This window comes from Micromonospora sp. ATCC 39149, from assembly GCF_000158815.1.
GTDB lineage: Bacteria > Actinomycetota > Actinomycetes > Mycobacteriales > Micromonosporaceae > Micromonospora.
In genome coordinates, this window is sequence record NZ_GG657738.1 from 4,614,642 (window position 1) to 4,628,488 (window position 13,847).

7 protein-coding genes are annotated in these 13,847 nt (G+C 69.9%); 6 read left to right on the forward strand and 1 reads right to left on the reverse strand.

Going from position 1 to position 13,847, the window contains the following annotated elements; translation table 11 throughout:
* Nucleotides 1-87: 87 nt before the first annotated feature.
* Genes MCAG_RS20105 through MCAG_RS20125 form a run of 5 tightly spaced genes read left to right on the forward strand, consistent with a single transcriptional unit; the run spans nucleotide 88 to nucleotide 9,754 of the window.
* Nucleotides 88-1,644 (forward strand): DUF2397 domain-containing protein, encoded by a 1,557-nt coding sequence (locus MCAG_RS20105; protein WP_036374382.1) that lies wholly within the window; start codon nucleotides 88-90, stop codon nucleotides 1,642-1,644.
* On the forward strand, nucleotides 1,641-2,831 hold the full coding sequence (locus MCAG_RS20110) for a TIGR02678 family protein (RefSeq protein WP_083802315.1): 1,191 nt from the start codon (nucleotides 1,641-1,643) through the stop codon (nucleotides 2,829-2,831). Before MCAG_RS20105 ends, MCAG_RS20110 begins: the two co-directional genes overlap by 4 nt.
* Nucleotides 2,831-7,150 carry a TIGR02680 family protein gene (locus tag MCAG_RS20115; protein WP_007074823.1) on the forward strand — a complete coding sequence of 1,440 codons (4,320 nt, stop codon included), beginning with the start codon at nucleotides 2,831-2,833 and terminating at the stop codon, nucleotides 7,148-7,150. Before MCAG_RS20110 ends, MCAG_RS20115 begins: the two co-directional genes overlap by 1 nt.
* Nucleotides 7,147-8,316: a TIGR02679 domain-containing protein gene (locus MCAG_RS20120; protein WP_050778018.1), complete on the forward strand. Its 1,170-nt coding sequence runs from the start codon at nucleotides 7,147-7,149 to the stop codon at nucleotides 8,314-8,316. Before MCAG_RS20115 ends, MCAG_RS20120 begins: the two co-directional genes overlap by 4 nt.
* Before the next feature lie 58 nt (nucleotides 8,317-8,374).
* Nucleotides 8,375-9,754 (forward strand): restriction endonuclease, encoded by a 1,380-nt coding sequence (locus MCAG_RS20125; RefSeq protein WP_007074825.1) that lies wholly within the window; start codon nucleotides 8,375-8,377, stop codon nucleotides 9,752-9,754.
* On the opposite strand, the gene MCAG_RS20130 is transcribed toward MCAG_RS20125, so the two are convergent.
* Nucleotides 9,681-10,724, reverse strand: a complete 1,044-nt coding sequence (locus MCAG_RS20130; protein WP_157548073.1) for an IS630 family transposase — start codon at nucleotides 10,722-10,724, stop codon at nucleotides 9,681-9,683. The two genes, MCAG_RS20125 and MCAG_RS20130, sit on opposite strands and share 74 nt — an antisense overlap.
* 629 nt (nucleotides 10,725-11,353) lie before the next feature.
* On the opposite strand from MCAG_RS20130, the gene MCAG_RS20135 reads away from it, so the two are divergent.
* A complete protein-coding gene (locus tag MCAG_RS20135) occupies nucleotides 11,354-13,825 on the forward strand; it encodes a UvrD-helicase domain-containing protein (RefSeq protein WP_007074826.1) in 2,472 nt (823 codons plus the stop codon).
* Nucleotides 13,826-13,847: the final 22 nt, after the last annotated feature.

Consider the following 13,847-nt stretch of genomic DNA (forward strand, 5'->3'; position numbering starts at 1 on the left):
TATGCTGCGGGCCCCAGGCGGGACGACGCTGTCGTGTGAAGCGCTCGGGCAGACGGGGAAGGGTCCAACGCTGAGAGGAGTTGGCGGGTGCGGCGAACCGGTCCGGAGGAGGACGTCGCCGGCGCGGATGCGTGGCAGCTGGGCGGGATGCCCGGCGGCCTGCTGCAGGCCAGCTATCTGACGCCGGGCAGGTACGCCGCCCAGTACCGGGCGATTGTCGACGTGTTGCTCGCGCAGCAGCAGCACACCCTGACCGGTGTCGCCGCCACGGAACTTCCCGACCTCATCCGGGCGCATCTGGCCGCCTCGGGTGCGGACCCCGCCCTGGTCGACGAGGCCGGGTTCGACCTGCCGGCGCGGATGACAAGCTTGGAGCGGTGGGGTGTCGTCGACCGGTTCCAGGACCGGGCGCTGCGGGATGCGGACTTCATCCGAAACCTGGACCGGTACCAGCTGACCGAAATCGCCGCGCAGCTGCACCAGGCGGTCACGAGTCTCGGGCAGGACGCCGCGACGGCGGCCGCGGCCACGCTGGCGCCTGGCGTGTTGACCGCGAACCTGACGCAGCTGCGTGATCTCGCCGAATCGGATCCGGGCGAAGCGGCGAATGCCTGGTCGATCATTTTGAATACCCACCAGTCGATGGCGCGGGCCGCGGCGGGGTGGCAGGCCCGGCTGGCGTCCGCACTGGCCGGCACCCCGACCATCGACAAAATCACGGTGGTGCAGGAGACGCTGCGCCGGTACGTCGACATGTGGGGTGCCGGCGTCGATGTGCATTCGGAGACGATCACCCGCCGGGTGAACGAACTGGGTGCGGTTTCGGACGGGGTGTGGCGGGCGGTCGCGGCCCGCATGCTCGGGCCGAACGCCGACGACCCGGCGATCGTGGAACTGGTCGGGACGTACCGGCAAACCTTGGAGACGCTGCGCTCCTGGTTCGATGGCCCGGACTGTCAGGCCCGGCGGCTGCGGCGGCAGATGCGCGACACGATTGGTCCGCTGTTGCGTGGGCAGCGAACTCTGGCCGCGATCGGTGGGCATATGTCGCGGCGTGCCGAGCTGCTCGCTTTGGCGGCCCGGATTGAGGCCGCTGGCGATGACGAGGCGGGCTGGCAGGTGTGGTGCAACGCGACCGGCCTGTACGCGGCCCGGCACCTGCCGGGGGTGGCGCCGGCGCCGGCCGGTAACCCGTCCGCATCGTCATGGTGGGAGTCCGACACGGTGCCGGTCGAAGCCCGGCTGCGAAAGCAGGGCCCGCGCGGCACGACCGGGGCGCCGGCGCGGCTAGCCGACAACACCGGCAACCGGAAGATCGCGCGGGCGAACGCGGTGGCGCAGCAGTCCTTGGCGGCGCAGACCGAGGCGGCGGTCGTGGCCCGCTCGGGGATGCGGTTGTCGGACTGGCCGCCGATCTCGGAGGCGGAGACCACGCTGCTGCTGCAGTTCCTGACGGCGATGCTGCGGGGCAGATCAGCGGCGTCCGGGACGCGGACCGCGATAACCGGGGACGGCCGCTGGTCGTTGCGGACCGAACCGGTTCTCGGCGGCGTGGACGCCGTGATCCACACACCGGCGGGCCGGCTCGTGCACCCGGATCTGATCTTGCACATCTCCGCCACCACAACCGGGAGCATCGAATGAGCGCCAGAACGTCGGAGCAGCAGGTCGCTGCGCAGCACGCGTTCGTCGGCCTGCTCGCCCAGCCGATGATCACCCCTGCCACGAACCGGGAGTTGTTCCGGCTGGTGGTTCGCCATCAACAGCCGCTGTCGGAGGCGGCGCGCCGGCTCGGGTACCGGATCCAGCGGGTCGGTCAGGCGGCTCGACTGATCCGGGTACCGGTCGGCGGAACGGCGACCGTTCCGCCGCGGCCGTCGGACGCCCCGTCTCGGCGGCTGTTGGCGCTGATGTGCCTGATCGCGGCGTGCTGCGAGGAGGTGTCCGGGACGGTCACCCTGCAGCGGTTGTCCGACATGGTTCGTGACGTGTGTGCCGCCCCGGGCGTGCAGGTGTCGCCCTACGACCCGGACATCAAGTCCGAGCGCCGGCAGTTGCGGGACGCGGCGGCGCTGCTGGCCCGCTGGGGTGTGCTGAACCGGCGGACCAGCGACGAAAAGATGTTGGAGGAATGGACTGAGGACGGGTCCGGCCCCGGCGCCGGCTACGAAGTCGACCGGGACGCTCTGCTGCTGATGACCAGCCCGGACGTGCTCGCCGCCGCGTTGCAGCCGGAGCCAGCGGACGCGGACGCGACCCGCACGATCCGGCTGCTGCGGGCCCTGGTCGAAACCCCGGCAGTGCTCTACGCCGACCTCGACCCGATCGACGCGGACACGCTGCGCCGGCACCGTTCCCGATACGCCGGCTATCTGGCGCAGATGACTGGCGGTGCGACTGAGGCCCGGCAGGAAGGGATCCTGTTGGTCCTCTGCGACGGCGACGGTCGTCCGCCGACGGTCGCCGATTGGCCGCGGGCGAAAGCTGCGGACTGGGTCGCGCTGCTCGCCGCGGACCAGGCCGGCCGCGACGGTGTCCGCCACGACGACGGTACGGTCCACCTGACCCGGGTTCTGGTCGACGAGCTGATCGACGACCTGATCCGGTCGCGGGGTGCGTACATGAACGACCGGCAGAAAGCCGACCCGCAGGTCGTCCTCGACGACGTGCAGCGGGTCCTGACCGAGCTCGGCCTGCTGCGGGTCACAGGTGACGGCGGCTGGGTGCTGCTGCCGCCCGCCGCCCGCTACCGCGACCCGGACGTGCTCTATCCCGAGACCACCAGCCGCACCTCGTCCGCCGCTGACTTGACCGTTGTGGAGATTGCCTGATGACCGCCCTCGCCGGCCTGACCGTACCGTCACCGGGCCCGCACCTGTCCGACGCCCAGCTCGCCGGATGGCGCGACGCCGTCGCGCACGGCCGGCTGCCGGAGCCGGTCCGCGGCCGGTGGCAGATCCTGCGGGCCGGGGTCATCGGTTTGTGGGAGTTCGACGTCGCCGAGTACGTGTTCGCTGACGGCCGCGCCCAGTTTGTCGGCGCGAACCAGTCCGGCAAGTCGACACTGATGACGTTGACGACGCTGATCATGCTCGCCGGCAACCTCGAACGGCAGAACATCGACACCTTCGGTGACTCCGGCAAAGACTTCCGGTACTACGTCGAGCCCTCAGGCAACGACCAGGACCGCCGCGACGACTCCGCGACCGCGCATCGCGGCTGGGCGTGGGTCGAGTACGGCCGGATGCGTGACGACGGTACCTCGGAGTTCTTCACCACGCTGCTGTACGCGCAGGCCAAGCGGGGCGTGTCGCAGCTGACCCGCACCTGGATGATCTGCCACGGCACCGCCCGGGTCCGCGCCGGCCTCGACCTGGTGAGCGGGCAGGCGGTCACCGAACCAAGACACCTCGACGGCATCGACGGAGTCCAGGTCTTTCCCACCGGCACGCACTATCGGCGCAAGCTGACCACCGCACTGTTCGGGTTCACCGATGAAGACCGGTACGCGACCGTGCTCGAGCTGCTCAAGACGCTGCGGACCCCGCATTTGGGGCAGAAGCTGAACCCGGACTGGTTCACCAACCAAATCCGCTCGGCGTTGCCGCCGCTGGCCCGCGACGAGATTGAGGGGCTCGCCTCTGGCTGGCAGCAGGTCGAGCAGGTCGGTGCCGACCGCACCGACGCTGAGGAGGCCCGGTCCGCGATCGTGGACTATGTCGCCAAGGCGTGGCGGCCGTGGGCAGACGCCGTGCTGCGCCAGCACGCCGACGCCCTTGCCGAAGCCGACGCCGCGCTCAGCGCGGCGTCGGCGGCCGTGGACGCCGCCGCCGCGACGCTGGATCAGGCCCGGCAGGCTCTCGACGCCGAGTCGACCAAGACCCAGCAGCTCACTAGCGCCGCCGAGCGTAATCGCGGAGCGCATCGGCAGCTGCTGGAGTCCGCGGCGTACAAGAGCGCGACCGGCAGGGCCGAAGCCGCGACGTTCGCCCGCCGCGCCGCCAACCAAGCCGCCACCCGCGCCGATGACGCCGCGGCGGCGCTGGTCATGCTGCGCAGCCTGCACGAGCAGGCGCTGGCCAAGCAGACCGAGGCGCAAGCGGCCCTGGAGGCCGCCCGCACCGGCTACCAGGCGGCGGTGACCGCCACCGTCACCGCCGCCGGCGCGGCGATGCTCGGGGACCTGGCGGCCCAGTGGGCCGCTGACGCGGATACTGCCCGGTTGGACGCGGCCGTTGCCGCTCGCAGGACCGCGGTAGCCACCTTGCGGAACCTGCTGCGGGAAACGACCAGACTGGCTGCGAAGTATCGCACAGCCGACGACCTGGCGAGCGCCGCAGAAGCGGACCTCAACACCCGTAACGCTGATGCGGAGTCCGCCGCCGGCAGGCTCAGCGACGCGATACAGCAGCTGTCCGACGACATGGAACGGTGGGCCGCCGCCTTGACCGGATCCGCACCGGAGCCGGCCCTTCGGCAGCGGTGGCTCGAGCAGGTCACGACGGAGTCGATCGCCGCCAGCCCGCGTCAGGTGCTGCAGCAGCTGCTCATGCGGGAGTGGCTCACCCCGGCCGTCGACCCGCGGACCACCCGAGTCGCGCAGTTGCGCACCGAAGCCGAACAGCAGCAGTCCGCGGCGACGGCCGCTGACCGGGAAGCCGACGAGCTGGCGATGCACGGTGACCCGGTCCCGCCGGCTCCGGCCGGCTGGACCCGCCGCCCGCGGCCACCGTTCCCGTCCGCGGACGGTGCGCCGCTGTGGCGGCTGGTCGACCCGGCCGACGGGGTCGAGCGGGACGTGCTGGACCAGGTTGAGGCCGCCTTGACCGTCGCAGGACTGCTCGACGCATGGGTCACCGTCGACGGGGTGTACACCTCCGGCCGCGACGGCACGGACGTGGTCGCCACGAGCCTGCCCTCGGCGACTGGTCCGGCGCTCTCGACGGTGCTCGTCCCAGCCGGTGACAGCGGCCCGCTGACCGCGACGATCACGGCGATCCTCGACGGGATCGGGTTCACCCCGGCCGGGCAGCCGCACGCCAGTGCTGTCGCCGTCGCCGCCGACGGCCGCTGGCAGACCCCGACCGCTTCCGGGCAAGCGGGTCCGGCCGAACACGGCGCCGAGCTGATCGGCGCCGCCGCCCGCGCGGCCGCCCGGCAACGCCGGATCACCGAGTTGCACGAGCTGGCCGAGCAGCACCGCACCCGGGCCGATGACGCGAACCAGGCCGCGGACACCCTGGTCGATGAAATCACCGCGCTGCGGGCCGCGGCGGAGCGGGCGCCCTCTGACGGCGACGTGGTAGCCGCCGCTCTGGCGTTGACGGGCGCCAACCGCGAACGTGACACCGCCCAGCGCAAGCACGTGGCCCTGGCCGGCAAGGCCGACGCCGCCCGCCAGGTGTGGGAGACCGCAACCGCAGACGCAACCGCTCACGCACTCGACCACCGGCTGCCGAACTCCGACGAGCACCTCGACGCCGTCACCGAAGCGCTCGACGCGGCCGCAGGCGCGGTCGGCCGGCTCCGGCTCGCCGACCAGGTCCGCAACACCGCCGAGCGGGGCAGCGCCGCAGCGGAGTCGAGGACCGCCGAGTCCGAAGCCCAACTCGACGCCGGCGTCCAGGCGGAACAGACCGCAGCAGCCGAGGCGGCGCTGCTCGACGAGCGGGCCACCGAGGCGGAGAAGGCTGTAGGGCGCGGCGACCAGGAATTGTTCGACCGGGCCGCCGAACTCGATCGTGAGGCCGACGCGCTCAAATCGGCGATCGCCGCCTCCCACCGCGACGGTCTCGTCCTGGCCGGGGCCGCCGCGACCGCGCAGAGCGACTGGGAACAACGCTGCCGAGAGCAAACCACCGCCGAACAGGATCGCGCCGCCGCCGTCATCAGCTGGTGGATTCCGGTCGACGCGGGACTCGCCGCAGCCCGCAACCTGCCCGAGCCGTGCGGGCGCAGCGTCGACGACGCGCTGCAGCAGGCCCGCACCGCAATCGCCGATCTACGTCCGGCGAGCTGGCCGGCGACGCGCACCGGACGCGAGGATCGGGTCCGGCAGGTGACCGCCCGGCTGTTCGCCGGCCCCTACACCGAGTTGCAGACCAGCCTCGAAGCCAAAGGCGGCCGCGCCGTGCACGCCGCCGAAGCCGACGACGCCCGGCCACTGCCGGAGATCACCATGGTGGTGGAAGCCTCCGGCAAGCAACTCACCCCGGCCGCGGCGATCGCGCACCTCGACGACCAGATCGCAAAGCTGTCCGCGACGCACGACGAGAAGCTGCACCAGATGTACGCCCAGATTCTGTCGTCGACGTTCATCAACCACCTGCGCGACCGTCTCAAGCGTGTCCTGAGCCTGCTGAGCACCGTCAACGACGTCCTCGAACGGCACCCGACCGGAGCGAACCGAACCACGTTGCGGCTGCGCCGGAATCCCCGCAACGAACAGCAGGCCGGCTACAAGATCTTGCGCGCTCTGGAGTCCGGCAGCTTCGAATCCGACGCCGCGCAGGAGCAGTTGCAGGCCTTCCTCATCGAACGGCTCCAGCAGGTTCAGGAAGCCGGCCTGCCCGGTGTCGACGACTGGACCGACCGGCTCGCCACCCTGCTCGACTACCGTGACTGGTTCGACGTCGTCTGCGAGTTCCGGGTCGGGACCGCCACCGACCCGAAATGGAGACCGCTGACGAAACAGGTCCACGCGGTCGACTCCGGCGGCGGCAAGGTCGTCACCCTGATGCAACCGTTGCTGGCCACCCTCGTCGCCCTGTACTCCGACAACCCGGCCGGACCCCGCCCGCTGTGGCTCGACGAAGCATTCGAAGGCGTCGACCCCAACAACCGAGCGATCATGCTGCGGATGCTGTGCGACTTCGACCTCGACTTCCTGCTCGCCGGCCCCGGCGCCCTCGTCGCCGCAGCCCAAGTCCCCGCCGCCGCGATCTGGACCATCACCCGGGCGCCGGCGCCACTGCCCGGCGTTGACCTGTCCCTGATGCTGTGGGCCGGGAACACGCTGCAGATCGTGCCGGTCGCCGACACCGCCGCGCCGCTGCTGGCCACCCCGCGACCAGCCGAACAGGACGGACCGGACCTACTGTCCACGCTCACTGCCGATGTTGGGGCCACCGGCAGCGAGGAGATGCGATGAGCGCGGCCGCGGACCGATGGGCCGCCCTGCCCGGCCCGACGAAAGTCCTCGCCGCCGCCCGAGAACTGCTGGAGAACGGCAAGACCGGCCCTGGCGTCACCGTTCGGATCACCCTCGACGCGGTTGAACGCGACCAGGTCGGACGGATCCTCGGGATGTCCTGGGAAGCTTCCACTGCTCCGGTCACCCTCGGCCGGCTACGCAAAGCCCTGCACGGCCTGAACGACACCCTGGAAGACCTCCTCGTCCGGCTCGGCGGCCCGCTCGACGACCGGGTCGCCAAACGCGAACTGGATCGGCAAGCCGCCCAGGACCATCTCGACAACGCATACGCCATCCTGACCAGTGCGGGCATCCCGGAGCATGCGGTCGCACTCGCGCGCACCCGGCGCTGGCTGGAGCACACCAACCCCGATCTGGCCGACAGCCGCGCCCAGGCTCTAGCCCTGCTGTGGCAGCACCTGCCCGCCGCCGACCGCCCGCTGCCGGAGCTCGCGAACTCGCTGTTCGGCAATCCGCACCATCTCGACCGCGACGCCGACCTCGGCCGCCTCGCTGCCCGCCTGCTCGCCGCCGCACACACTACGGAACCCGGCGCCGCCGCAGCCGCGGCCGGCACCGCGTTGAGCGCCGACGTCTGGCGGCAGGTTTGGGCGAGCGCCGGCGTCAGCTGCGACGAAGTCTCGGCAACTGTCCTGGTCCTCAATCTGCCTCTGGCCGGCTCCGGTGCCGCAGCGGCAATCGCCGCCGCAGCCGCCGAGACCGGTGAACCAGTCTGGCTGACCGCCCGCTCGCTGCGCCACGCGTGGGAACCCGGACCCGGCCTTCACACCGTCCGGGTGTGCGAGAACCCGGTCGTGGTCGAAACCGCGGCGGCACGGCTAGGCCCCCACGCTCTGCCACTGATCTGCGTGTACGGGCGCCCGTCGATCGCGGCATGGCTGCTACTGGATGGTCTGGCCGCGGCCGGGGTCCGTCTGCTGATGACCTGTGACCGCGACACCGCCGGGCAGCAGTTCCTCACCGAACTCCTGCGCCTGCCCGGCGCGGTCGAGTGGCTGGCCGCGGCTGACGGCGTCTACGAGGAATCGAGGCTACCGGCCCTGCTGGCCGACCTCGCCCCTGCACCGCCGGAGGTACTTGATCCGGTACCCAAGTCGGGGTAAGGGTCATGCTGCTGTTGCGGCGCGCGGAGGAGTGGCGGCCACGGCGGATAATCGGGGGATGCGCCTCAGCGAAGCGGCTCCCGAGCTCAATCTGATCCGTCGGTACGCCAACCTGGGTGGGTTGGTCGGTGGCATCAGTCGGTCCGAGCGGGGAATGGCGTTCAACCAGCTAGTCGCTGACGTGCTCCAGCGGGACGGTATCGACGCGGAGGCGGACGCCCGCGGTCCACGGGGGGAAGTTGATGTCGCCTTTCCTTACGAAGGCACCTGGTACCTGCTGGAGGCGAAATGGGAAGCCGGACCGGTCAACGCCGATCCGGTCCGGAAGCTGCACTCCGTCGTCAACGAGCGGCGTCCTGGGAGCATGGGCATTTTGGCGTCGTGGTCGGGTTTCAACGACAGCGCCCTCCGCTTTGCTGCCAGCGTTAGAAACATCATTCTGTTCGACCGTGCTCATATCGAGGCGCTGCTGACCGGTGTGACCGCTGCGCAGGAGATCCTCTCTGCGGCGAACCGCGCGATCTCGGTCTTGGGCGACGAGCACGTCCCGTTAGCCGCGCTCCTGCGGCCCCGGCGTCCGAGCGAGGCGCCCATCATCCTTGGGGTACCAGATGGGTTCACTCCGGCGGCTGTCGCAGCGCCGGACGGCTTGGACGCGGAGGTGCTGGCTTACGGCGAAGGGATCAGGGGCCTCTCGTCATACGAGAATCGACTACTAATCACCGTCGAGGACGGTGTGGTCGAACTCGGTCCCCACCGTTCACGGATACGGCGGCGACTGGAGTTGACCGGCTGTGAAGGCAACGTTTTCGGCGACTCCGACGGCTCACTGTTCGTCGCACGCCGCGCGGGTGTTGTCCGATATGGCCAGGACGGCATCGACGCGGTGGCCGGTGGGTATGAGCGCACACCGATGATCGTGCCCGGCATCAACGGGGCGCCCTGGCTGTTGGACCGCAGCACGACTGGTTGGCCCGGTAATCAACCCGGGCATCTCGTCGCACCGGGCGGGAATCTGGGCGACGACCAGCGATACTCCTGTGAGCTACCGGCGATGAGCTGCGCGAACGCGTGCTGGATGCGCGACCACACCTTCCTAATCCTTGGCGAGGGAAACAGCTGTGTAGTCGACATCCGTACCGGCAAGTTCGTCTGGATTGTCACGCCGGTGGGCCGGCCGCACGGGCTCATCCGCCTCAACGAGACCCAGGTCCTGGTGACTGGCTGGAATCGCTATCTCCAGACTGCTGTGATCGACACCGAGTCCGGGTGGACGTCGCAACCGGTCGGCGTCAACCTCGCCGCGCATGTCGGCGACGCGGCCATGCTCAACGACTCCGTGGTGGTCCTGGCCGGGGCACCAGTTAAGCGCCTGGCCAGAAGTTCTGTCGGTATTCGTGGGGTAGCCATGGGCTGGTCCAGGGTGCGGCGGTGGTGAGGTTCTGGTCGGAGGTGCGGTGGCGGAAGAAGGTGTGGGCTTGGCGGAGTCGGTCGGCGAGGGTGGTGACGGCGGTGTTGGCGATGTGGTGTTTGAGGGCGGCCCAGATGCGTTCGACGGGGTTGTCCTGGGGGCTGTAACGGGCGCCGGTGATCAGGTGTAGGCGGGGGTGTTGGGCGAGCCACGCCTGGGTGTGGCGGCTGGTGTGGGTGGTGTCGTTGTCGCAGAGCACGACTACGGCCGGGGCGTCGGGGTAGGCGTCGAGGAGTTGCTGGAGGAAGTAGCAGAACACCTCGGACACGGCCTTGACGCAGGCGTGGTAGTGGAAGACGCCGGTGGTGAGGTTGATCGCGCCGTAGATGCTGCGGCGTTGGTTGCGGCCGGGGGTGGGGATGCGGTGGCGGATGCCGGTGGGCTGCCAGCATGCGCGGACTTTGGCGAGGAGTTCGAGGTAGGTTTCGTCCTCGGCCAGCATGACCGTCCCGGCGGGCAGGTGTCGCAGGTGAGCGCGGATACGGGTGCAGATGGTGTCGTGGTCGGGGTCGGTCTTGGCGACCAGGCGGGGCCGGCGCCAGTTTGCGTGTTCGCGGATGCGCCGGTAGGTGGTGCGCAGGCTGATCGCGGGTCGGTCGAGGGCTCGCCAGATCCGGAGGGTGGTCCAGGCCTTCGGGGTGGTCAGGAGGACGCGGATCCGTCGGCCGAGGCCGGTGCTGCCGTGGCGGGGCCGGCCTGAACGAGGCCGGTCGGGTAGGCCGGCCAGGCCTTCGGCGTTGTGTCGTCGGATCCAGCGGCGCACGGTGACGGGGTCGTCGTAGTGCAGGAGTTCGGCGATCTCCGCCGGGGACATGCCGTCGGCGGAGAGCAGGATCATCACCGTGCGCATGGCGACGCGCCATTGGTGGTGCAACGCGGTGAGCAGTTGCTGGTACTCGGCGTCGGTCGGGTTGGCGTAGGTCTGTGCCGGTCGCATACTGATCGTGGCCTCGCTGGTGTTTGCACGTTGTCGGAAACTCCATGCAAACCCAGCGAGGTCCACACCGCACGACGAGCCTCAACCCAGACGGTTACCGACAAGACTTACGGCAACCTGCTTAACTCTTCGACCGTCGTCACCGTCGTGGCTCGTCTGGACCTGGACCGGCTCATCCAGTCCGTCCATTGGTAGCCGCTCGCAGGCCCCTCGACCCGAGATCAGCCTCTTGATCTGCGGGAGTGCCTGGACCGGGTGAGACGTGTGGGAGCGGGGCCTGACCTGGGAATCTGTGCGGGCTGTAGGCGTCGAAGCTGCTGGTACAGGTGGGTCGTCCGACGCAAAGTCCGCTGGTTGGCGGAGCACATGGGCCACGAAGACTGCCCCTGCTGACACGGGGACGGAGCAGGGCACGTGTTCTCGGCAGCGCCGTCGAGATTCTGGGCCCTCCGAGTGCCTGACGAGACTGCGGATCGCTCGGGATGGCGGTAGCGGAGTGATCACATCGCGCTCGCTTCCGAAGTAGGCTCCACTGGTTCCGCGAGCAGCTTTCGGGCTCGGGCGGACCCGTCCGGTGGTCCATGGGATCACGAGGGTGTGAGCACGGGAATCAGTCCTGGAAGGGGCGTATGGACGTCAAGCCGACCGAGGAACAGCTCGCCGCCCGGGACACGTTCCTCGCGGGCAGGGAACTGGCCCTGGTGGCCGGGGCCGGCACCGGTAAGACCTCCACGCTGGTACTGATGGCCGGGGTCACCAGAAAGCGCGGTCTCTACGTGGCGTTCAACAAGGCGATCGCCGATGAGGCCAGGCAGCGCTTCGGGGCGAACGTCGACTGCCGTACCGCGCACTCGCTGGCGCACCGCGCCGTCGGGCGGAACTACCAGGAACGTCTGAACCGGTCGGCCCGCATACCCTCGAAGGAAACCGCGCGGCTGCTGGGCATCCACCAAAATCTGTGGGTCAGCTCCCGTCCGATCACCTGTGGACACCAGGCACGCCTGGTGATGGGCATGATCCGTCGGTTCTGCTACAGCACCGACCGCCAACTGATGGCCCGGCATCTGGAACGGGTCAACGGGCTGGACCCGGCGGCCCAAGACCACGTCGCCCGCGTGCTGCTGCCGTACGCGTGCCGGGCCTGGGACGACATCCGCTCAACGGACGGCAAACTGCGCTTCGAACACGACCACTACCTGAAGATGTGGGCGCTGACCGAGCCCACGCTGGCGGCGGACTTCGTGCTGCTCGACGAGGCGCAGGACACCAACCCGGTCCTGGAGGAGGTCTTCCTCGCTCAGAACGCGCAGCGGGTGTGTGTCGGCGACCCGGCCCAGCAGATCTACGCCTGGCGCAACGCCCGGGACGTGATGACCGGCTTCCCGGCGGATCACCTGTACTTGACGAAGTCGTTTCGTTTCGGCCCACGTATCGCCCGGATGGCCAACCGGTGGCTCCGGCACGCCGAGTCGGATCTGCAACTGACCGGGAACAGTGCCACCGACTCCCGCGTCGGCTCGGCGGCGGAGATCGATGCCGTGCTGTGCCGGGGGAACGCCGACGCGATGCAGGAGGTCCTCGGTTTCCTGGAGCGGGGCGTACCGGTCGCGCTCACGGGCGGCGGCGGCGCGCTGCGGACCATCGCGCAGGCCGCCCAGGCTCTGAAGTCCGGTCGGCGTACCACTCATCCGGAGCTGTTCCTGTTCACCTCCTGGGCCGATGTGCAGGAGTACGCCGAGAACGACACCGCCGGCCAGGACCTCAAGGCGATCGTGACGCTGGTCGACACCTACGGGCCGGACGTGATCATCGACGCGGTCGACCGTCTCGCCGACGAGCGCACCGCGAAGGTCACCGTGTCCACCGCGCACAAGGCCAAGGGCCGGGAGTGGTCGCGGGTACGGATCGGCGACGGCTTCGCGGCACCGTCGGTCGACGACGACGGGAATCCGCGCCCGCTACGGGCCAGTGAGGCCCGCCTGATCTATGTGGCGGTCACCCGAGCCCGGCACCACCTCGATCCGGCGGGGATCACCTGGATCGACGACTACGAGAAGGCCACCGAGGCGGCCGGTGACGGCACGGTGGCCGGGCAGCCGATGATCGAGCTGAGCCTGACCCGCCAGCTGAGGTACCCGAACTCCCCGATGTCGCAGTTCGTGACCCAGCACCTGCCGAACAGCACGGCCGTCGTGCAGGACTACCTCCGGCGGATCTGCGACCTGCCCCGCCCTGTGCAGCCACTCGACGTGAAGTACCCCGACTGGTCGGCGCTCGGCCACGCCATCGACTTCCGGCTCAGGCTCTGCCTGGGTAGTCCGTTCGGCGCGCCGGTCAACATCGGCGTCGACGCCGTCGGCAGCGGCCTGCCCCTCCGAGGCGCACCCGCGCCACCGGTACGGGACGCCCTGCACCGAGCCGGACGCGACCTGATCTCCATGGTCGACGCATACCTGCACGGCGACGACGACCTCGACGGGGAGATCCTGGGCCGCCTGTGCTTCGTGGCCGCCTACTACGAGGACATCTACCGAACCGGTGAGATCCGGCGGTACAGCATGCTGACCGGCGCCACCCCGGCCACCACTCTCGACGATCTCCTGACAGCGGTCCCCGACTACGCCATCGAGGACATCAACCGGCAGTTGGCAATCGCCGAGGAGCCGTACGGACCGTTCCTCGAACTGCCCGCCAGCGCCCGGATCTGCGGTCCGACGTTCCTCGGCAGCCAGGACATCGGCGGAGCGGACGCCGACTTCATCCTCGACGGCCTACTGCTGGACTGCAAGGCGACCATCCAACCCCGCAGGCTGGGCCGTGACGAGATCTACCAGCTCGCCAGCTACCTGCTGCTGGACTACGACGACCGGTACGGCATCGACCGGATCGGCCTGTACCTGTCCCGGCAGGGCGCCCTCGTCACCTGGAGCGTGCCGGACTTCCTGCGCCGCCTCGGCGCCACCGGACCGGTCGGGGACCTGCGCCGGCGGCTGCGGGAACACCTTCACCGCCGGAGCGGCGACCGCCTGGCCACCAGCCCGCAGCCCGACGCCCGCGCCGGTTCACTCGCGTCTGTGATGGAACCTGGCGCTCGCTTCTAGTCGATGTGCCGCATGCCGTGCG

Bases quoted from the DNA above. Each gene is read 5' to 3' on its own strand.
- MCAG_RS20135 (WP_007074826.1), top strand. From the start codon at position 11,354: ATGGACGTCAAGCCGACCGAGGAACAGCTCGCCGCCCGGGACACGTTC.
- MCAG_RS20115 (WP_007074823.1), top strand. From the start codon at position 2,831: ATGACCGCCCTCGCCGGCCTGACCGTACCGTCACCGGGCCCGCACCTG.
- MCAG_RS20130 (WP_157548073.1), bottom strand. From the start codon at position 10,724: ATGCGACCGGCACAGACCTACGCCAACCCGACCGACGCCGAGTACCAG.
- MCAG_RS20125 (WP_007074825.1), top strand. From the start codon at position 8,375: ATGCGCCTCAGCGAAGCGGCTCCCGAGCTCAATCTGATCCGTCGGTAC.
- MCAG_RS20110 (WP_083802315.1), top strand. From the start codon at position 1,641: ATGAGCGCCAGAACGTCGGAGCAGCAGGTCGCTGCGCAGCACGCGTTC.
- MCAG_RS20120 (WP_050778018.1), top strand. From the start codon at position 7,147: ATGAGCGCGGCCGCGGACCGATGGGCCGCCCTGCCCGGCCCGACGAAA.